Source organism: Streptomyces sp. NPDC002787, assembly GCF_053592095.1.
Window position 1 is genome coordinate 72,832 of record NZ_JBSFVC010000009.1, and the last position, 19,655, is coordinate 92,486.

Here is a 19,655-nt window from a genome sequence, read left to right on the forward strand (position 1 = left end):
TCTGGGTCTTACATCACACTCACACGTCGTTGTCGCGGTCAAATGCGGTGAACGGGACATCGCGTACGCAACGACCTTGACGTTGTTGCGAAAACTGGGAAGGGTGGCGCGTGGCATGCGCATTACTGGGGTGCATGTGAACCGGGGGACTTCGAATCAACCGACTGCTCCCGTTGATCGCGGCCCCGGGCGCTCTGCTCCATTTACTGATGAGCTACTGGGGGTAGCAGCCATATGACGAAGAAGACGCGGATCCGCGTGGCGCGAATAGCCGCGGGTGCCGTGATCGCCGCCGGTGCCTCGCTGACCGCCGCGGGTGCCGCTTCCGCGCTGGACCTCGGCGTCGGCATCGGTGTGGGTACCGACAACGGTGGGTCCGTCGAGGCCGGTGTCTCGGTCCAGACCGGGAACGACACCGAGGGCAACACCAACGTCGGTGCGACCACCGGCGAGACCACTGGCGAGACCACCACGACCGGTACGACTGGCGAGACCGGCACGACCGGTACGACCGGCGAGACCAACACCACGGGCACGATCGGTACCACCGGCACGATCGGTACCACGGGCACGACCGGCGAGACCAACACCACCGGCACCACGGGTACCACCGGCACGACGGGTACCACTGGCACGACTGGTACGACCGGTACCACGGGCACGACGGGTACCACTGGTACGACCGGCACCACGGGTACCACCGGCACCACGGGTACCACGAGCACGACGGGTACCACGGGCACGACCGGTACCACGGGCACCACGGGTACCACCGGCACCACGGGCACGACCGGTGGCGACAGCTCCACCGGTGGTGACGACTCGACCGGCGGCGACGACTCCACCGGCGGTTCCACCGACGGCGGCTCCACCTCCGGTGGCGCCGACCCCGACGGCGGCAACGACGAGGTCGTTCAGCAGGAGGGCTCCTCGGCCCTCACGGACACCGGCTCGGAGACCGAGGCCCAGGGCGCCGGCAGCGGCGAGCTGGCCGAGACGGGTGCGGCGGAGACGACGTTCCTGCTGGTCGGCGCCGCCACGATGATCGCCGGCGGTATCGGCTTCCGTCTGCTGCCGCGCCTGATGGTCGGCCGCGGCGCCACCGCCTGACCCCTCGCGGACGGGCACAGCCACACATCACGACGAAGGCCCGGGGCAGCCAGCCCCGGGCCTTCGTCGTACGTCCTATGCCGCTGTCTGGTGAGCCAGCAGCGCCAGAGCCGTTATCAGGATCGCCAGCAGGGCGATCAGGGTCATCGGGCTCAGGCTCGCGAAGGGGTTCTCCTGCTGGAGCCGCTCGCGACTGGCCCGGCACACATGGCAGCGGCCCTCGGCGACGGGGGACGCGCAGTTCGCGCACACCAACCGGTCGTACGTCATGCGCCTCGCCCTCCTTGCAATGGCCTCACACATACCTCAACGCTTCGCGCAACCGGACCGTTCCTGTACTCCACTGTGCCAGGTTCCTCCGGAGGTTGCGCGGGGGCCTACGAAAGGGGCGGGTGCCGTTGTGGCGCGGCTACGGGTCCGACGTGGTCGCTCGCGCGGTTCCCCGCGCCCCTAATCGGGCTTGGCCCTCATACGGCGCGGTACAGTCTCGTCCATCCATTCCCGACGGCTTGTGGTGCATCCGTGATCCGATTCGACAATGTGTCCAAGGTCTACCCCAAGCAGACCCGTCCCGCACTCAGGGATGTGTCCCTGGAGGTCGAGAAGGGCGAGTTCGTGTTCCTCGTGGGGTCCTCCGGCTCCGGGAAATCGACCTTCCTGCGGCTGATCCTCCGGGAGGAGCGGTGCAGCCAGGGGCAGGTGCACGTTCTCGGCAAGGATCTCGCGCGCCTGTCCAACTGGAAGGTGCCGCAGATGCGCCGCCAGCTCGGGACGGTGTTCCAGGACTTCCGGCTGCTGCCGAACAAGACGGTCGGCGAGAACGTCGCCTTCGCCCAGGAGGTCATCGGCAAGTCGCGCGGTGAGATCCGCAAGTCCGTGCCGCAGGTGCTGGAGCTGGTCGGTCTCGGCGGCAAGGAGGAGCGGATGCCGGGCGAGCTGTCGGGTGGTGAGCAGCAGCGGGTGGCCATCGCGCGGGCCTTCGTGAACCGGCCCAAGCTGCTGATCGCGGACGAGCCCACCGGCAACCTCGACCCGCAGACCTCCGTCGGCATCATGAAGCTGCTCGACCGGATCAACCGGACGGGCACCACCGTGGTGATGGCGACCCACGACCAGAACATCGTGGACCAGATGCGCAAGCGCGTCATCGAGTTGGAGAAGGGCCGCCTCGTCCGCGACCAGGCACGCGGCGTCTACGGCTACCAGCACTGACCGCGTCTGATGACGACTGTCCACGGAAAGGTTTGACCAGACGCCATGCGCGCCCAGTTCGTTCTGTCCGAGATCGGTGTCGGTCTCCGCCGCAACCTCACGATGACCTTCGCGGTCATCGTCTCCGTCGCTCTCTCGCTCGCCCTGTTCGGCGGATCGCTGCTGATGAGCGACCAGGTCAGCCAGATGAAGGGCTACTGGTACGACAAGGTCAACGTGTCGGTCTTCCTCTGCAACAAGAGCGACGCGGAGTCCGACCCCAACTGCGCCAAGGGCGCGGTCACGACCGAGCAGAAGAACCAGATCAAGTCCGATCTGCAGAAGATGTCGGTCGTCGACAACGTCGCCTACGAGTCGCAGGACGAGGCGTACAAGCACTACAAGGAGCAGTTCGGCGACTCCCCGCTGGCCAGCAGCCTCACCCCGGACCAGATGCAGGAGTCGTACCGCATCAAGTTGAAGGACCCGGAGAAGTACCAGGTCATCGCGAGCGCCTTCAACGGCCGTGACGGGGTGCAGTCGGTGCAGGACCAGAAGGGCATCCTGGACAACCTGTTCCGGCTTCTCGGCTACCTGAACCTGGCGGCGCGCGGTGTGATGGCGGTCATGCTGGTCGTGGCGCTGCTGCTGATCGTCAACACGGTGCGGGTCTCGGCGTTCAGCCGTCGTCGTGAGATCGGGATCATGCGCCTCGTGGGCGCCTCGGGGTTCTACATCCAGGCGCCGTTCATCATGGAGGCGGCGGTCGCCGGTGTCATCGGCGGCGTGATCGCCTGCGCCTTCCTGGCGCTCGGCCAGTACTTCGTGATCGACAACGGAGTGGCGCTGTCCCAGAACCTGCCGCTCATCAACTTCGTCGGCTGGGACGCGGTCCTCATCAAGCTGCCGCTCATCCTCACGGTGAGCTTCCTGATGCCCGCTTTGGCCGCGTTCGTCGCGCTGCGCAAGTATCTGAAGGTGTGACGAACGCCCCTGGGGCCGTACCGGCAAGGGCCGGTGCGGCCCTTCGCCTTGTCCTAGACTCGCCGACATGTCAGGCCGCGACCTGTTCTCCCAGCCCCGCCGCATCGGCCGCGGGGCCGCCCTGACATTGGTCTTCGCGAGCGTGCTCGCCACGGGCGCCGCGACCGGATCCTTCGAGGGCCCCTACCGCGCGCCGGCCGCCGCCGACACCCCCCGCTCCGCCCCGGCCGGCAGGGAACAGGACGTCGCCGAGGCCGCAGCCGAGGCCATGGCCGAGGGCAAGTCCCCCGTGGAGGCCGCCGAGCGCGCGGTCAGCCGCAGCGGCGACCGGTGGGGCGCGGTCTACTCCGAGGGCGAGTACGAGCAGTTCGAGGAGGCCCTCGGCGGCGAGTACACCGGCGTCGGGCTCTGGGCCCGGCGGGGGCGCGACGGCCGTATCGAGGTGGCCCGGGTGCAGGACGGCTCGCCCGCCGCCGAGGCCGGGATCCGGGCGGGCGACCGGCTCGTCGGCGTCGACGGCGAGAAGGTCGACGGCCGCCCGGTCACCGAGGTCGTCTCCTTACTGCGCGGCGACGCGATCGACGGGGGGACGGAGGACTCCGGGACCCCCCAGAGCGCGGCCGCCGGTACGAAGGTGTCGCTGGAGCTGCGGCGCGGCACACAGACCTGGCGCGAGACCCTGCGCCGGGCCCGCCTGTCCACCGAGGACGTCACCGTCAGCCGTACGGCGGGCGGGGTGAGCGTCATCAAGGTCGACGCGTTCACCAAGGGCTCCGGCGATCTCGTACGGGCCGCCGTCGAGCAGGCCGGGGACGCCTCCGGCTTCGTCCTCGACCTGCGAGGCAACTCCGGCGGTCTCGTCGCCGAGGCCGTCACCGCCGCCTCCGCCTTCCTCGACGGCGGCCTCGTCGCCACGTACGACGTCAACGGCGAGCAGCAGGCCCTGCACGCCGAACCCGGCGGCGACACCACCAGACCCCTGGTCGCGCTCGTCGACGGCGGCACGATGAGCGCGGCCGAGCTGCTCACCGGGGCCCTCCAGGACCGCGGCCGCGCGGTGGTCGTGGGCTCCCGCACCTTCGGCAAGGGCTCGGTCCAGATGCCGAGCCGCCTCCCCGACGGCTCCGTCGCCGAACTGACCGTCGGCCACTACCGCACCCCCTCCGGCCGTGGCGTCGACGGCAGCGGCATCACCCCCGACCTCGAAGCGGACGAGGACGCCCTCCAGCGGGCCGAGACGGTACTGACCGGGCTCGGGCGGTGAGCCCCCGGCTCTTTCCCGCCTGATCGCCGCTCCCGTTAATCGGCTTCCCGCGGACCCCCTTCGTAGTGCGAAAATGGACGGCACTATGAGCAAGGGAATGTACGTACCGAAGGAGTCCCAGCCCAAGCAGGGCGGGGCGGCCGTCAAGGGCCGGGACGGCGAGAAGGGCGGCAAGCGCAAGATCGTCGCCCAGAACAAGAAGGCCCGGCACGACTACGCGATCATCGACACCTACGAGGCCGGGCTCGTCCTCACCGGCACCGAGGTCAAGTCGCTGCGCGAGGGACGGACCTCACTGACCGACGGCTTCGTCCACATCGACCGGGGTGAGGCGTGGCTGCACAACGCCCACATCCCCGAGTACCACCAGGGCAGCTGGACCAACCACTCCGCGCGCCGCAAGCGGAAGCTGCTGCTGCACCGCGAGGAGATCGACAAGCTGGAGTCCAAGGCGCAGGAGACGGGTCACACGATCGTGCCCCTCGCTCTGTACTTCAAGGACGGCCGGGCGAAGGCGGAGATCGCGCTCGCGCGAGGCAAGAAGGAGTACGACAAGCGGCAGACCCTGCGGGAGAAGCAGGACCGGCGGGAGTCGGACCGGGCGATCGCGGCGGCGAAGCGGAAGCAGCGGGGCCAGTAGGGCGAGGCCGCCGGAAATGCGGTGGCACCGGCGTGCGTCGGTCACGTACGATGGTGTCAACACCGGCCGCGGTCGGTGTGAGCGTTGAAAACAGAACATGGGGATGATCGGTTTCGACAGCGGCTGTTGAGGCAGGGGAAGCGTGTCGAGGAAGCGGCAATGATCTCGTTAACCATATGTCGCACCAAATAATCGCCAACACCAAGCGCGATTCCCAGACCTTCGCTCTCGCTGCCTGATAAGCAGTGAACGAAGGCCCTAATGGGTGTCAGCCCGGGAGTGTTCCCGGCCCGGATCCTGGCATAATCTAGGGAACTAAACCATTGAGCCCGGTCACGGGGCTCGATGGGAAACCAAACAGTGACTGGGCCCGTCGGCGACTTGTTCGCGTGATCGCCGGGGCCGAGAAAATCGCAGCGAACTGCACACGGAGAAGCCCTGGTTCCGCACCGTTGGACGCGGGTTCGATTCCCGCCATCTCCACAATTCCCATGTGATGCGAGCGAGTAGGGGCCCGGTGGTCATATCGACCACCGGGCCCCTTTCGTCATCCGGTGACCCGGCGGGCCGTGCTCGCCCGCACCGTCAGGCGGGGTGGGAGAAGGGTGGCTCGGGGTACGGCGACGCCGTCCAGCTTCTTCATCAGGAGGTCCACCGCCTGTTCGCCCACCTCCGCCGCCGGGATGGCGATCGCGGTGACGGGGACGCGCAGGGACTCGGCGAGGTCGTCGGGGCAGAGGGCGGTGACGGAGAGGTCGGCCGGGACGCGCAGGCCCAGGTGCTCGAAGGCGTCGAGCAGGGGGTCCAGGATCGCCTCGTTGTGGACGACCACGCCGGTGAGGGCGGGTTGTTCACGGAGGAGGCGTTCGGCCACCGCTCGGGCTGCCGCCGGGGTGGCCTCGCAGGGGTGGACCGTGGAGGACATGCCGTTGCGGGTGGCGGCGGCAGTGAAGCCCTGGACGACACGTTGGGCGAACGCGGTCTGGCGGACATAGACCTCCGGGGGTGAGCCGATGAGGCCCACCACGCGGTGGCCCAGACCGGCCAGGTGCTCCACGCACAGTTCGCCCGCCGCCTTGAAGTCCAGGTCTATACAGGTCAGGCCGGAGGGCTCGGCAGGGAAGCCGATCAGGACCGACGGCCGGTCCAGGGTGCGCAGCAACGGCAGCCTGGGGTCGTGGAGTTGGACGTCCATCACGATCAGCGCGTCCACCAGGGCCGAGTCCGCGACCCGGCGCAGACCCTCCTCGCCCTCCTCCTGCGTCAGCATCAGCACGTCGTGGTCGTGTGCGCGGGCCGTCGTGACCGCCGACACCGCGAACTGCATGACCACCGGCACGTTGATGCCGGCCCGTAACGGCACCACCATCGCCAGCACGTTGGACTTGCTGCTCGCCAGGGCGCGGGCGCCGGCGTGCGGGCGGTAGCCCAGCTCGCGGATGGACGCCTCGACCCGGGCCCGTGTCTCCGCCGAGATCGGCCGCTTGCCGCTCAGGGCGTACGAGACGGTGCTGGGGGAGACGCCCGCGTGCCGGGCCACATCAGTGATCTTCACCGTCACCGCGACCTCGTTCCTTCCGCGTCCGGATCCGCGTCCCGGTCCGGCTCCAGGTCCATCGTCAGAAAACCCGTGCCCGCCTCCGCCCGTACCTCCCGGTCGCCGGCCGCGAGCCCCCACGGCGCCCTCGGGTCGCCGCACGACGCCCGCAGCACGTTCCCCTCCCGTACGACGGTGAAGGTCACGTCGCCCACCGGCACCGTCACCTGGGCGCCGTGTGCGAGGCCGTACGCGCGCAGCGTGACCCCGTCGGCGTGGTCGTAGTCCGGGCGGTCCACCGCCGCGCCGACCGGGACGACCGCGCCGGGACGGACGAGCAGGGGCACGCTCAGGAAGTCGTGGCGTTCGCGGACCCAGCGGGGGCCGGTGACCGTCCCGCCGCCCGGGAAGCGGGTCCAGGTGCCCTCGGGGACGTAGTACGTGACATCGCCCTCGTCGCTGAAGACGGGCGCCACGAGGAGGTCGGGGCCGAGCATGTACTGGCGCTCCAGATGCGCGCAGCCGGGGTCGTCGGGGAACTCCAGCACCATCGCGCGCATCATGGGCACGCCCTCGGTGTGGGCGGTGCGCGCGGCCTCGTAGAGGTAGGGCATGAGGCTGAGCTTGAGCTCGGTGAACTTCCGTAGGACGTCCACCGATTCGTCGTCGAAGAGCCACGGGACGCGGTACGACGACGAGCCGTGCAGGCGGCTGTGGGAGGAGAGCAGGCCGAAGGCGATCCAGCGCTTGAACAGCGCGGGCGTCGGGGTGCCCTCGAAGCCGCCGATGTCGTGGCTCCAGAACCCGAAGCCCGACAGCCCCAGCGACAGCCCGCCCCGCAGCGACTCGGCCATCGCCTCGTACGTCGACTCGCAGTCGCCGCCCCAGTGGACGGGGAAGCGCTGGCTGCCGGTGGTCGCCGAGCGGGCGAAGAGGACCGCCTCGCCCTCGCCCCGGTGTTTGCGCAGGACGTCGAAGACGGTCCGGTTGTAGAGGTAGGTGTAGTAGTTGTGCATCCGCTCCGGGTCCGTGCCGTCGGACCAGGTCACGTCCACGGGCACGCGCTCGCCGAAGTCGGTCTTGAAGCAGTCGACGCCCTGGGAGAGCAGCGCCTCCAGCTTGGTCGCGTACCACTCGCGGGCCGCCGGGCTGGTGAAGTCGACGAGGGCCATGCCGGGCTGCCAGAGGTCCCACTGCCAGACACTGCCGTCGGGCCGGCGGAGGAGGTGACCGAGGGCCTTGCCCTCCGCGAAGAGCGGGGAGCGCTGGGCGATGTACGGGTTGATCCAGACGGAGATGCGCAGGCCACGCCGTTTGAGGCGGGCCAGCATGCCCTCCGGGTCCGGGAAGACGCGGGAGTCCCACTGGAAGTCGCACCACTGGAACTCGCGCATCCAGAAGCAGTCGAAGTGGAAGACGGACAGGGGCAGCCGGCGCTCCCGCATGCCCTCGATGAAGGAGGTGACCGTCTCCTCGTCGTAGGAGGTGGTGAAGGAGGTCGACAGCCACAGGCCGAACGACCAGGCGGGCGGCAGGGCCGGGCGGCCGGTGAGGGCCGTGTACTTGCGGAGGATGTCCTTCGGGGTCGGGCCGTAGATGACGTAGTACGTCAGCTGCTGGGTCTCCGCGCTGAACTGGACCCTCGACACGACCTCCGAGGCGACCTCGAACGACACCTTGCCGGGGTGGTCGACGAAGACGCCGTAACCCGCGTCGGTGAGGTAGAACGGCACGTTCTTGTAGGCCTGTTCGGTGGCCGTGCCGCCGTCGGCGTTCCAGATGTCGACGACCTGGCCGTTCTTGACGAGCGGGCCGAAGCGTTCGCCGAGGCCGTAGACGGAGGCGCCGACGCCGAGATTGAGCTGCTCGCGGAGATAGTGGGCGCCGGAGGCGTCGCGCATGATGCCCATCGACCTGGGGCCGCTGGTGGTGAGGGTGCGGCCGTGGGCGAGGAAGTCGACGTGCCAGGGGCCCGTGCGGGAGACGCGTACCGACAAGTCTCCGGCGGTGAGGGTGGCGTGCTCGTCGTCGTAGGAGGTGTGGGGGGTGAACTCCTGTGTGCTCAGCTCGAATCGGGGGCCGCGTGGCCGCTCGCCCTCGAAGTGGGTGAAGGTGACACCGATGACGTCGGGCATCGGGGCGTGGGCGCTGATCGTCACGACCGGTCCCTTCAGCAGGTCGCCGCGGTGGCGGATGGGCTGGGTCGGGGCGTGGACCTCCAGGGCGCCGCCGTCCGTGGCGGTGACGTCGAGGACCTCGACCGGATGGGCCGCGGTGACGCCCTCGCGGAGCAGCCAGTAGCCGTCGGTGAACTTCATGTGGGGGGAATCTCCTTACGTCACGGCCTACTTCACGGCTCCCACCGCGATGCCGCGGGTGAGCGTGCGCTGGAAGAGGAGGAAGAACACGAGGGCGGGGAGCAGGCCGAGCAGGGCCGCCGCGTTGGTCATCGTGGCGTCCATCAGACGCTGGCCCTGGAGGACGCCGAGGGCCACCGACACGGTCTGGTTGTCGTTGGAGATCAGCATGACCAGGGGCAGCAGGAACTCGTTCCAGGTCCAGATGAAGAAGAAGACCAGCAGCACGCTGAGGGTGGGGCGGCTGACGGGGACGACGATCCGCCACAGGATCTGCCACTTGTTCGCGCCGTCGATCCGGGCCGCCTCGACGATCTCGCGGGGGAACTGCCCGAGGACCGACGAGAGGAGGTAGGTGCCGAAGGCCGCCTGGATGACCGTGAAGACGATGACCACGCTCAGGCGGGTGTCGTAGAGGCCGGCCTCCTTGGAGAGGAAGTAGACCGGGTAGACCAGCGCCTCCTGCGGCAGCATGTTCGCCAGGACGAAGAAGGCCAGGATCCAGGTACGGCCGCGCAGCCGGCCGATGCCGATCGCGTACGCGTTGAGGACGGACAGGACGACGGCAAGCACCGCCACCGAGCCGCTGATCAGCACCGAGTTGAACAGCTTCCGGCCGTAGTCCACCCGCTCCCAGAAGTCCTTCAGGCCGTCCAGGTAGAGCCCCTCGGGCAGGCTCAGGGGGCCGTTCTGGGAGTACTCGGCCGGGGACTTGACCGCGTTCACGGTCACGATCAGAAACGGGACGATCATGAAGAGGGCGGCGACGCAGAGGGCCACGAGCACCGGGTAGCGGCGGACGGCGGTCATACGCGAGTCCCCTCCTCGGCGTCCTCGGCGCGCGTCTGGAGCTTGAGCCCGACCAGGGCCAGCGCGAGGATCAGCACGGTCAGGACCGTGGAGATCGCGGCGCCGTAGCCGACCTGGGTCTTCTCGAAGAACGTGGTGAAGGAGAAGTAGGACGGGACGTCGGTGGCGCCGCCCGGGCCGCCCTTCGTCAGGACGTACACCGCGCCGAACACCTTGAGCGCGGCGATCGTGCACCACAGCAGCACCACCTGGATCTCGGGCCGGATCTGCGGCAGCGTGATGTGCCGGAAGCGGCGCCACCAGCCCGCCCCGTCCAGCTCGGCCGCCTCGTACAGCGCCGGGTCGACGCGTTGCAGGCCCGCCATGAAGACCACCAGCGGGAAGCCGAGCTGCACCCACACCATCACGGCCATGACGGTGTAGAGGGCGAGGTCGGGGTCGCCGAGCCAGTCCTGCTGCCATCCGCCCAGCCCGACCGCCTTGAGCAGCTCGTTCAGGGAGCCGTTCTCGGGGGCGAGGATCCAGCTCCAGACGATGCCGGCGACCGCGACCGGCAGCACCTGGGGGAGGTAGAAGCAGGCACGCAGCACGGCGGTGACCCGGCCGCCGAAGTGCTTGCCGACGAAGTCGAACAGGGCGGCGGCCAGGACCAGTCCGAGCGCGGTCGGTACGACGGCCATCGCCACCACCATGAACAGGCTGTGCCGGAACGACGCCCAGAAGTCCGAGTCGCCCATCAGCTCCCGGTAGTTGGCGAGCCCCGACCACTCCGGGCTGCCGACCCCCTGCCAGTCGGTGAAGCTCACGCCCGTGTTCATCAGGAACGGGACGATGACGACGGCGAAGAAGGCGAGCGCGCCGGGGAGGAGGAACAGGACGTAGGAGTCGTGGCTGCGGCCCCGCACGGCTCCGGTACGGGCCGTCATCGCTTCGGTGCGTCCTTCTCGTACGCCTCCCCGATCGCGTCCAGGTACGCGTCCGGGTCCGCGCTGCCGGTGATCAGCTTCTGGGTCTCGGAGACGAGGACGTCGTAGAAGCCGGGGACGGGCCAGTCCGGGTAGAAGGCCAGGCCGTCCTTCTCGGAGAGGGTGTTGAAGTCGGCGATCAGGTCCTTGGCCCGGGGGTCCGTGATGGCGGCGGGGTCGGCGGCCACCGGGACTCCGCCCTTGTTGCCCAGCAGGTTCTGGATCTTCTCCGACATGGTGATGTCGATGAAGTCGTAGGCGAGCTCCTTGTTCTTCGCGCCCTTCGGGACGACCCAGAGATTTCCGCCGGAGCCGAGCGTGAGATTCGTGTCGGGCCACAGGAAGGTGCCCCAGTCGAAGGTGTTCTCCGCCTGGAACCGGCCGTACCACCAGCTTCCCGAGAACAGGATCGGCGCCTTGCCCTGGATGAAGGAGACGCCCGCGTCCTCGGACTTCAGCCCCGTCGACTTCTCGCTGATGTACCCCTTGTCGACCCAGTCGGCGAAGGTCCGCGCCCCGTACGTCCAGGCGGCGTCATGGAAGTCCGTCTTCCCCTCGTACAACTCGTACGAGTCCACCCAGGCGCGGTCCGCCTTGCTGAGCGCCAGTTGGTACAGGTACTGCTGCGCCATGTACTCGGCGCCCCCGTTGGCCAGCGGGGTGACACCGGCGTCGACGAACTCGTCCATGGCGGCGGTGAGTTCGGCGAGGGTGGTGGGTTCGGCGATGCCGTGCTTCTTGAAGAGGTCCTTGTTGTAGAAGACCATCGTGTACTCGGCGTAGTTCGGCACCCCGAACCACTTGCCGGAGCCCATGACCCCGTTGGCGTCGTACTGGCTGGTGGTCCGGACGCCCGCGCTGAGCTTCTTGTCCCAGCCGCGTTTCGTGACCTCGCCGGTGAGGTCCGTGAGGAGGCCCTGCCTGGACAGGAGTCCGGCGGTGGCGTTGCCCTTGTTGTACTCCATGAGGTCCGGCGCGTCGGAGGAGTTGAGGACCATCGGGGCCGTCTTCCGGATCTGTTCGAAACCCTTCTCCTCGAACTCGACCCTGACGCCGGGGTGGGTCTTCTCGAACTCCTCGATCGCCGCGCTCCAGGCGATGCCCATCGCGCTGTCGGGGCTCTCGTAGTGCCAGAGGCGGAGTGTTCCGCCGTCCTCCGCGCCGCCGCTGTCCGAGCCGCCGCAGGAGGTCAGGAGCAGGGCTCCGCAGAGAGCCGCCGCCGTGAACACCGTCATACGCCTTCGTGCCGTCAGCATCCCGCGCCTCCAGGGGAGTCGGATGGATCGTCGAACGGTGTGGTCGAATCGTTTCGATGTGTGACGTCGAAGCGCTTCGACGGAAGGTAAGGGCGGGCTGACGCTGCGTCAATGGCGCGGACGGGAATCCGTCAGCGGCTCGGTGGGTCGAACGGTGGGGTGTCGTCCGGTCGCGTGCTGGGCGGTGGCGATCAGGAGCGCCAGGGCCGCCGCGGCCACCGGTACCGCGAAGCCGGCCGTGCCGGTCCCGGCTCCGGTGCGCGGTGCGTGTTCCACCACCCAGCCGCCCAGCGCCGAGCCGCCCGCTATCCCGCCGAGCAGGCCGGTGACGGCGAGAGTCATGCCCTCGTTCAACTGGCCTTCGGGGGTGCGGTGTTGGACTAGGGACATGGCGGTGACCATGGTGGGGGCGGTGGCCATGCCCGCGAGGAGGAGGGACGGGGCGAGGAGCAGGAGGGAGCCGGTGGCGGTGGCGGTGAGCCAGGGGAGGGCCATCAGGGCCGTCATCGCCGCCAGGCACCACAGGAAGCGGCGTTCCGCCGGACCGGTCACCCGGCGGGCGCCGTAGGCGAGGCCCGCCGCGCAGGAACCGGCCGCCTGGAGGCCGAGGATCACGCCCGCCGCCGAGGGGCTGCCCTGGGCGTCCGCGTAGGCGATGGTGACGACCTCCAGGGAGCCGAAGACCGCGCCGGTGGCGAGGAAGACGGCGAGGAGGGGCGGGATGCCCGGGGCGCGGAGGGGGGACTTCGTGGTCGTACGGCCGGTCGGAGGCGGTTCCGTGGCGCGCTGGGCGGCGAAGAGCAGGACGCCGCTCATGCAGAGGAGACCGCCGACGAGGGTGCCGGCCTCGGGGAACAGGGTGGTACAGAGGAAGGCGGCGATGACCGGGCCGAGCATGAAGCAGAGTTCGTCGGCGGCCTGTTCGAAGGAGTTGGCGGTGTGGAGGGCGGCCGGGTCGTCCTTCAGGAGGTGGGCCCAGCGGGCGCGGGACATACCGCCGGTGTTGGGGGTGGTGGCGGTGGCCGCGTAGGAGGCGAAGAGGGTCCAGTCGGGGGCGTTCCAGTGGACGCAGGCGATCAGGGCGAGGCCGCCGAGGAGGGCGAGGGCGGTGGCGGGGACGGCGACCCTGGCCTGGCCGTGGCGGTCGACCAGGCGGGCGGTCCACGGGGCGACGAGGGCGGTGGCGGCGAGGCCGGTCGCCACGACGGCGCCGGCCAGGGCGTAGGAGCCTCGGGAGGCGGCGATCATGAGGATCGCGCTCACGCTGAACATGCCCATGGGGAGGCGGGCGAGGATGCCTGCGGCGGCGAAGCGGCGGGTGCCTTTGGCTTGGAAGAGGGCGCGGTAGGGGGTGGGGGTGCGTGTTCGGTGGCGGGTGCGGGTGGTTGGTGGTTGCTCGCGCCCACGCGGCGGAGCCGCATGTGTTGCAGCCTCGCGCCCCTTGGGTCGGCGGGGGTTGAAGTCGGCTGCTATCAGTTGATCGGCGGTTACGGTCAGCAGGGGTTTTGACGGTTGGGGCATGCAGGCAACCGTCGCCCCGTTCATGATCCACCGTCCAACACTTACTCTGTGGTGATTCACGCACCCCGGTTGTAAGTTCGCCGGATGTCTGTCGCCCCCTATGCCGTCGAGCCTCGGCTTCTTCGTGGGTTTCTCGCCGTCGCCGAGGAACTGCACTTCACCCGGGCCGCCGCCCGGCTCTTCGTCGCTCAGCAGGCGCTCAGCCGGGATGTCCGGCGGCTGGAGCGGGAGTTGGGGGTGGAGCTGTTCGTGCGCAGTACCCGGCAGGTGGTGTTGACGGCGGACGGGGAGCGGCTGGTGCCCTACGCGCGGCGGGTGCTGGCGGCGCAGGAGGAGTTGGTCGCCGCGTTCCGGCAGGTGCGGCCCCTGTTGGTGGATCTGAACTCGCCGGGACTGGCCACGGGCGTGCGGGTGCTGCGCCGGGCCCGTGAGCTCGCCCCGGAGCTGGAGTTGATGGCGCGGTACGAGAGCGGGCTGACGTATGCGGCGGCCGAGATCCTCGCCGGGCGGCTGGACGTGTCGTTCGGGAGGTTCGCGGGGCTCGATCCGGCGGTGCGGGGCCGGCTCGAACAGCAGCCGGTGCGGTACGAGCCGATGACGGTGATCCTGCCCGAGGGCCACCGGCTGGCCGCGCTGGAGGCCGTACCGCTGGCGGAACTCGCGGGCGAGAGCGTCTACGCGGGCGCCGGGAATCCCCGCACTCCGGAGTGGACGGAGCTGGCGGCGCGGCTGTTCGAGGGGCGGGGGATCGAGGTCGCGGCGCCCGCCCCGCTGGCCGTGGGGGAGGAGGAGTTCCAGCGGATCATGGCCAAGACGAGGAACCCGGTGCTGGCGGTGGTGGACTTCCCGCCCATGCCGGGCACGGTGTCGCGGCCGCTCGTCGATCCCGTGCCGCTGTCGCCCGTCTCGCTGGTGTGGCGCAAGGGGCTCGCGCACCCCGGACTCGACGCGTTGCGGCGGGCCGCCGCCGAGCTGGCGCGGGCGGAAGTATGGCTATCACATCCGGAGGACGGGTGGATTCCGGCCACAGATGCACTCATCATGATGACCTTCGCCTGACATCACACAACACCCATCTCTCCCACCTCTACATTTCGGGATCCGGGTGCGTGTGAGGGGCGGGGCGCCCCGGATCGGGTGGGGGCCCGGTCCGGTACAGGAAAGTGCGACCGCCCGGCATCGAACACGCACCCAAGAACGATCCCGTGGGGGGAAGTGCGTGCACGTCGACAACTGGCCCAAGGGCCCTCAGCCGCAGCGGAACGACGGCGAAGGCCTCGGCCGAGGCCGTGGTGGTATCGGCTCCGGAGACGAGGTGGTCTGGCCCGAGGCCGCCGCCAGAACGGGAGCCGTCTCTTGGGCGGAGCGGGACCACGGGGCCGGGATCTCCGGGCAGTCCGGCACGGGTGTCGGAGTGCCCCGGCAGCCGACCGCCTCCGGTGCTTCGGAAGCGTCGGGGCGTGAGGCGGGCCCGTCGGGTGGCGTACCGGCGCCCTGGGAGCAGCCCGACCAGCCCGGCCGCAACCACGACCCGCACGAGGTGACCGTCCAGCTCGACGGTCTGGGACGCGAAGTGGACGAGGGACCGGGCAGGCACGCCGGGAAGGACGGGTCGGCGGGCGCCGGTCAGGACTCCGACGGGCCGGTCTTCGTCGACGAGTCGGGGCGGCGCCGGAACCTCTACCGGCGCCTCGGTATCGCCGTCGGCACCGCCTGCGCGGCGTACGCCGTGGTCATCGTCGGCACGCTGGTCTCCGGCAACTCGGACGCGCCCTGGCTGCCGGTGCCGATGCAGAAGGACGACAAGCCGGCGGGCAAGGTGGACACACCGCCGGAGCCGGACGAGTCGGCCGACCGGTCCGACACGGCGGACGGCCTGGTCCCGGACTCGGCGCCGGGTGGAGGCCGTACGGGAGCGACGTCCTCGCCCGGCGGCAAGTCGCCGACCGGCTCGTCGGGCAAGGCCAAGAAGCCGAAGGCGCCCCCCAGCGCCAAGCCCTCGGCCGGGCCCAGCGCCAGCGTCGCGCCGCAGCCCAAGCCGAGCGTCAGCGTGAAGGACCCCGAGCCGTCCCCGTCGGTGTCCGTACCGCCGAAGGTCGACCCCAGCCCCTCGGTCACGCCCTCGCCCACGCCCTCGGCCTCCGGTTCCCCCGGCCCCGGCACCGACACCGTCGCCGACGGCCCGGCCTCCCCGGCGCCCGTCGAGCCGGCCTCGTCGACGTCGGAGAGCGGGCAGAGCCCGCAGGAGCCGCAGAGCCCGCAGAACCCGGAGAGCCCCGCCTGATGACCCGCTCCAAGCGCGGCGGCACACCTTCGCGTGCCGCCGCCTCCCGCCATACCCGCTCACCACGATCGACGGGGACCGCCGAGGACGGCACGGCCGAACACGCGCCTGACAGCTCGGCGAAGACCCCGGCGAAGGGCCCGGCCCACCGGACGGACGGCACCAAGGCGAAAGGCTCCGCCAAGCGCTCCCGCAAGAGCGCGCGGAAACGTTCGGGGCGGCGCCTGCCCCTGCGCTACCTGCTCCCCTGTGTGCTGCTCGTCGCGCTGATGGCGATGCTGATGCTGCGCGGCTACGTGCACAGCGAGATCCTCGCGGACCACCGGGTCCGGCCGCCCGTGTCGAACGACCGGGTGCCGAAGAAGATCCTGGAGGGCGGGCCGGTGATCGACACCCGCTCCGGGCGCGAGATCAGCCTCGACGTCCCCGACTACGAGCTGGTCCTGACCTTCGACGACGGGCCCGACCCCAAGTGGACGCCCAGGGTCCTGGACATGCTGAAGAAGCACGAGGCCAAGGCCGTCTTCTTCATCACCGGCACCATGGCCTCCCGCTACCCGGACCTGGTCCGGCGCATGGTCGACGAGGGCCACGAGATCGGCCTGCACACCTTCAACCACCCCGATCTCTCCCTCCAGACCAAGGACCGCATCGACTGGGAGCTGTCCCAGAACCAGCTCGCGCTCGCGGGCGCGGCGGGCATCCGCACCTCGCTGTTCCGGCCGCCGTACTCGTCGTTCTCCGAGCGCATGGACAACCGGACGTGGCCGGTGACGCAGTACATCGGCAGCCGTGGCTACATCACCGTCGTCAGCGACACCGACAGCCAGGACTGGAAGCGGCCGGGCGTCGACGAGATCATCCGCCGGTCCACGCCCGAGCGCGGCGAGGGCGCGGTCGTGCTGCTGCACGACTCCGGTGGCGACCGCTCGCAGACCGTCGCCGCCCTGGACCGGTACATCGCCGAACTCCAGGTCAGGGGCTACAAGTTCGACACCCTGACCGGCGCCCTGAAGGCGCCCAGCGCGCACACCCCGGTCGCGGGCCTCGGCCTGGTCAAGGGCAAGGTCTGGGTGACGCTGGTGCAGGCGTCGGAGAAGACGACCAGCATCCTCGTCGTCGCCCTCGCGGTCGTCGGCGTCCTCGTCCTCGCCCGCTTCGGCCTGATGCTGGTCCTGTCGATCGTCCACGCCCGCCGCGTCCGCCGCCGGAACTTCCGCTGGGGCCCGGACGGACCCGTCACCGAACCGGTGTCCGTCCTCGTGCCGGCGTACAACGAGGCCAAGTGCATCGAGAAGACGGTCCGTTCGCTGGTGGCGAGCGACCACCCCATCGAGGTGCTGGTCATCGACGACGGCTCCAGCGACGGCACGGCCGGCATCGTCGAGGAGCTGGGCAAGGACCTGCCGGGCGTCCGTGTCGTACGCCAGCTCAACGCGGGCAAGCCGGCCGCCCTCAACCGTGGCATCGCCAACGCGCGGCACGAACTGATCGTCATGATGGACGGCGACACGGTCTTCGAACCGTCCACCGTCCGCGAGCTGGTCCAGCCGTTCGCCGACCCCCGCGTCGGCGCGGTCGCGGGCAACGCCAAGGTCGGCAACCGGGACACCCTCATCGGCGCCTGGCAGCACATCGAGTACGTGATGGGGTTCAACCTCGACCGCAGGATGTACGACATCCTGCGCTGTATGCCGACGATCCCCGGCGCGGTCGGGGCGTTCCGGCGCACGGCGCTCGAACGGGTCGGCGGCATGAGCGAGGACACCCTCGCCGAGGACACCGACATCACCATGGCCATGCACCGCGACGGCTGGCACGTCGTGTACGCGGAGAAGGCGCGGGCCTGGACCGAGGCGCCGGAATCCGTCCAGCAGCTGTGGTCGCAGCGCTACCGCTGGTCGTACGGCACGATGCAGGCCATCTGGAAGCACCGGGGCTCGCTCTTCGACCGGGGCCCCTCCGGCCGCTTCGGACGCGTGGGCCTGCCGCTGGTGTCACTGTTCATGGTGGTGGCGCCCCTGCTGGCCCCGCTCATCGACGTGTTCCTGCTCTACGGGCTGGTGTTCGGGCCGACGGAGAAGACCATCGGCGCGTGGCTCGGTGTCCTGGCCGTCCAGGTGGTGTGCGCGGCGCTCGCGTTCCACCTCGACAAGGAGCGCATGACGCATCTGATCTCGCTGCCGCTCCAGCAACTCCTCTACCGCCAGCTCATGTACGTCGTCCTGCTGCAGTCCTGGATCACGGCGCTGACCGGCGGCCGGCTGCGCTGGCAGAAGCTGCGGCGGACGGGGGCCGTGGGGCTGCCGGGGGCGCCCGGTGAGGCGGCCGTGCCGCAGCAGCGGTCGGGGGAGCGGAGGCCGGTCGGATGAGCACGATCGCGCACGACTCCACCGACTCCACCTCGTACGACTCCACCGCGCAGATCCCGTCCGTTCCGCAAGTCCCCGGCCGGGACCGCTACTTCGACCTCCTGCGGGCCCTCGCCCTCTTCCGGGTGGTGCTCTACCACCTCACCGGCTGGGCCTGGCTGCCGCTCCTCTTCCCCTCCATGGGCGTGATGTTCGCGCTCGCCGGCAACCTCATGGCGCGCTCGCTGAAGCGCCCGGCGGTGGACGTCGTCCGGGGCCGGCTCCGCCGGCTGCTGCCGCCGGTGTGGCTGCTCGGGGTCGTGGGTGTGACCGGGATGGTCGCCCAGGGCTGGGGGCCGGACGCGGACGGGCACCCCGGCTGGTGGTGGTTCCACCTCACCTTCTGGGTCCTGCCGATCAGCGACCCGCCGTACGCCGAGGGCCTGCCCGGAGTGCACGGCTTCATCGGTGCCGACTGGGCCGTGGAGCTGGCCGGACCGCTCTGGTACGTGCGCGCCTACCTCTGGTTCGTGGTCCTCTCCCCGCTGCTGCTGCGCGCGGTGCGGGCCGTGCCGGTGGTGACGGTCCTCGCGCCGGTCGCGCTGGCCGGGGTGTTCCAGCTGGATCTGCTGGCCCTGCCCGGTGAGCGGTTCGCCTCGGGGCTGACGGACTTCAGCACGTTCGGCGCCTGCTGGATCCTCGGCATGGCCCACCAGGAGGGCATCCTCAAGCGACTCCCGCGCTACCTCGTCCCGTCGGTCGCCCCGGCGATCGCACTGGTCGGCCTCTGGTACGCCCTGAACAGCGACTTCCGCTCCGGCCACGACCTGGACAGCATGCCGTTCGCCCAGGCCCTGTGGTCCTTCGGCACGGTGGCGCTGCTGCTGCACATCAGCCCGTCGTGGTCCGAGTGGCCGGACCGGCTGCGCCGCTGGGACGGGGCCATCACCCTCCTCAACTCCCGTGCGGTGACGGTCTATCTCTGGCACAACACCTGCATCCTGATCGCCGTCACCCAGTGGGACCGGCTGTGGAGTGTGGTGTTCCTCGAACAGAACGTCCCCTGGCTGCTGGAGAGCGTCTGGCCCGTGCTCGTCGTGACCTGGCTGCTCATCGCCTGCTGTGTCGTCGCCTTCGGCTGGGCCGAGGATCTGGCGGCCGGGCGGAGGCCGAGGTTGTGGCCGAGGAGTGCGGATCGTGGGAAGGCCGGGGGAAGGTCCTGACGTGGCTGGCCGGTTGCGTGTGCTTGGTCATGTACTGACCCGGTAACCAACCGGGATACGCACTTGCGTACGGCTGAGCGGGTGGTGGATGTTGGGCTCGCTTGAGGCAGGTGTTCCTCGCACTTCGTGCCTCGCCGAAGCGACTCAAGGAGTGACACCCGC

16 protein-coding genes and 1 other RNA gene are annotated in these 19,655 nt (G+C 69.9%); 10 read left to right on the forward strand and 7 right to left on the reverse strand.

The window, feature by feature from the left end:
• The first annotated feature begins 234 nt into the window (after positions 1-234).
• The gene (locus ACWD26_RS14420; RefSeq protein WP_451269743.1) at positions 235-1,110 is read left to right on the forward strand and encodes a hypothetical protein; all 876 of its coding nucleotides are present in this window, start codon (positions 235-237) and stop codon (positions 1,108-1,110) included.
• Between the two features lie 75 nt (positions 1,111-1,185).
• Here ACWD26_RS14420 and ACWD26_RS14425 read toward each other — a convergent pair whose 3' ends face one another.
• Positions 1,186-1,380, reverse strand: coding sequence for a hypothetical protein (locus tag ACWD26_RS14425; RefSeq protein ID WP_451269745.1), 195 nt, complete (start codon positions 1,378-1,380; stop codon positions 1,186-1,188).
• A gap of 252 nt (positions 1,381-1,632) precedes the next feature.
• On the opposite strand from ACWD26_RS14425, the gene ftsE reads away from it, so the two are divergent.
• The 5 genes from ftsE (at position 1,633) to ssrA (ending at position 5,675) form a co-directional block, all read left to right on the forward strand.
• Entirely contained in the window at positions 1,633-2,322 is a 690-nt protein-coding gene (gene ftsE / locus ACWD26_RS14430) for a cell division ATP-binding protein FtsE (protein ID WP_009320785.1), read from the forward strand.
• Positions 2,323-2,367: 45 nt separating this feature from the next.
• Positions 2,368-3,285, forward strand: a complete 918-nt coding sequence (ftsX, locus tag ACWD26_RS14435; protein ID WP_451269747.1) for a permease-like cell division protein FtsX — start codon at positions 2,368-2,370, stop codon at positions 3,283-3,285.
• A gap of 67 nt (positions 3,286-3,352) precedes the next feature.
• Entirely contained in the window at positions 3,353-4,549 is a 1,197-nt protein-coding gene (locus ACWD26_RS14440; protein WP_451269749.1) for a S41 family peptidase, read from the forward strand.
• A 97-nt stretch (positions 4,550-4,646) separates the two neighbouring features.
• Entirely contained in the window at positions 4,647-5,189 is a 543-nt protein-coding gene (gene smpB / locus ACWD26_RS14445; protein ID WP_451270097.1) for an SsrA-binding protein SmpB, read from the forward strand.
• 99 nt (positions 5,190-5,288) lie between these two features.
• Positions 5,289-5,675: a transfer-messenger RNA gene (ssrA, locus tag ACWD26_RS14450) on the forward strand.
• A 61-nt stretch (positions 5,676-5,736) separates the two neighbouring features.
• On the opposite strand, the gene ACWD26_RS14455 is transcribed toward ssrA, so the two are convergent.
• The 6 genes from ACWD26_RS14455 to ACWD26_RS14480 all read right to left on the reverse strand — a co-directional run bounded on the left by ACWD26_RS14455 (position 5,737) and on the right by ACWD26_RS14480 (position 13,635).
• The gene (locus ACWD26_RS14455) at positions 5,737-6,750 is read right to left on the reverse strand and encodes a LacI family DNA-binding transcriptional regulator (RefSeq protein WP_451269751.1); all 1,014 of its coding nucleotides are present in this window, start codon (positions 6,748-6,750) and stop codon (positions 5,737-5,739) included.
• A complete protein-coding gene (gene yicI / locus ACWD26_RS14460; RefSeq protein WP_451269753.1) occupies positions 6,747-9,044 on the reverse strand; it encodes an alpha-xylosidase in 2,298 nt (765 codons plus the stop codon). The genes ACWD26_RS14455 and yicI overlap by 4 nt, the downstream gene beginning before the upstream one ends.
• Before the next feature lie 27 nt (positions 9,045-9,071).
• Positions 9,072-9,893, reverse strand: coding sequence for a carbohydrate ABC transporter permease (locus ACWD26_RS14465; protein WP_451269755.1), 822 nt, complete (start codon positions 9,891-9,893; stop codon positions 9,072-9,074).
• A complete protein-coding gene (locus tag ACWD26_RS14470; RefSeq protein WP_451269757.1) occupies positions 9,890-10,819 on the reverse strand; it encodes a carbohydrate ABC transporter permease in 930 nt (309 codons plus the stop codon). The genes ACWD26_RS14465 and ACWD26_RS14470 overlap by 4 nt, the downstream gene beginning before the upstream one ends.
• Positions 10,816-12,114 (reverse strand): ABC transporter substrate-binding protein, encoded by a 1,299-nt coding sequence (locus tag ACWD26_RS14475; RefSeq protein ID WP_451269759.1) that lies wholly within the window; start codon positions 12,112-12,114, stop codon positions 10,816-10,818. Before ACWD26_RS14475 ends, ACWD26_RS14470 begins: the two co-directional genes overlap by 4 nt.
• A 108-nt stretch (positions 12,115-12,222) precedes the next feature.
• Positions 12,223-13,635, reverse strand: coding sequence for an MFS transporter (locus tag ACWD26_RS14480; protein ID WP_451269761.1), 1,413 nt, complete (start codon positions 13,633-13,635; stop codon positions 12,223-12,225).
• An 84-nt stretch (positions 13,636-13,719) separates the two neighbouring features.
• Between ACWD26_RS14480 and ACWD26_RS14485 the strand changes: the two genes are divergently transcribed.
• The 4 genes from ACWD26_RS14485 to ACWD26_RS14500 all read left to right on the forward strand — a co-directional run bounded on the left by ACWD26_RS14485 (position 13,720) and on the right by ACWD26_RS14500 (position 19,493).
• Positions 13,720-14,694 (forward strand): LysR family transcriptional regulator, encoded by a 975-nt coding sequence (locus ACWD26_RS14485; protein ID WP_451269763.1) that lies wholly within the window; start codon positions 13,720-13,722, stop codon positions 14,692-14,694.
• Positions 14,695-14,854: 160 nt separating this feature from the next.
• Positions 14,855-15,919 (forward strand): hypothetical protein, encoded by a 1,065-nt coding sequence (locus ACWD26_RS14490; RefSeq protein ID WP_451269765.1) that lies wholly within the window; start codon positions 14,855-14,857, stop codon positions 15,917-15,919.
• 269 nt (positions 15,920-16,188) lie between these two features.
• Positions 16,189-18,291, forward strand: a complete 2,103-nt coding sequence (locus ACWD26_RS14495; protein WP_451270099.1) for a glycosyltransferase — start codon at positions 16,189-16,191, stop codon at positions 18,289-18,291.
• Positions 18,288-19,493, forward strand: coding sequence for an acyltransferase family protein (locus ACWD26_RS14500; protein WP_451269767.1), 1,206 nt, complete (start codon positions 18,288-18,290; stop codon positions 19,491-19,493). Before ACWD26_RS14495 ends, ACWD26_RS14500 begins: the two co-directional genes overlap by 4 nt.
• The last annotated feature ends 162 nt before the right edge of the window (positions 19,494-19,655 follow it).

Excerpts from the sequence above, each read along its gene's own strand:
- ACWD26_RS14480 (WP_451269761.1), bottom strand. The coding sequence starts at position 13,635 with ATGCCCCAACCGTCAAAACCCCTGCTGACCGTAACCGCCGATCAACTG.
- smpB (WP_451270097.1), top strand. The coding sequence starts at position 4,647 with ATGTACGTACCGAAGGAGTCCCAGCCCAAGCAGGGCGGGGCGGCCGTC.
- ACWD26_RS14425 (WP_451269745.1), bottom strand. The coding sequence starts at position 1,380 with ATGACGTACGACCGGTTGGTGTGCGCGAACTGCGCGTCCCCCGTCGCC.
- yicI (WP_451269753.1), bottom strand. The coding sequence starts at position 9,044 with ATGAAGTTCACCGACGGCTACTGGCTGCTCCGCGAGGGCGTCACCGCG.
- ACWD26_RS14485 (WP_451269763.1), top strand. The coding sequence starts at position 13,720 with ATGTCTGTCGCCCCCTATGCCGTCGAGCCTCGGCTTCTTCGTGGGTTT.
- ftsX (WP_451269747.1), top strand. The coding sequence starts at position 2,368 with ATGCGCGCCCAGTTCGTTCTGTCCGAGATCGGTGTCGGTCTCCGCCGC.
- ACWD26_RS14495 (WP_451270099.1), top strand. The coding sequence starts at position 16,189 with ATGGCGATGCTGATGCTGCGCGGCTACGTGCACAGCGAGATCCTCGCG.
- ACWD26_RS14500 (WP_451269767.1), top strand. The coding sequence starts at position 18,288 with ATGAGCACGATCGCGCACGACTCCACCGACTCCACCTCGTACGACTCC.
- ACWD26_RS14465 (WP_451269755.1), bottom strand. The coding sequence starts at position 9,893 with ATGACCGCCGTCCGCCGCTACCCGGTGCTCGTGGCCCTCTGCGTCGCC.
- ACWD26_RS14475 (WP_451269759.1), bottom strand. The coding sequence starts at position 12,114 with ATGCTGACGGCACGAAGGCGTATGACGGTGTTCACGGCGGCGGCTCTC.
- ACWD26_RS14440 (WP_451269749.1), top strand. The coding sequence starts at position 3,353 with ATGTCAGGCCGCGACCTGTTCTCCCAGCCCCGCCGCATCGGCCGCGGG.
- ACWD26_RS14420 (WP_451269743.1), top strand. The coding sequence starts at position 235 with ATGACGAAGAAGACGCGGATCCGCGTGGCGCGAATAGCCGCGGGTGCC.
- ACWD26_RS14470 (WP_451269757.1), bottom strand. The coding sequence starts at position 10,819 with ATGACGGCCCGTACCGGAGCCGTGCGGGGCCGCAGCCACGACTCCTAC.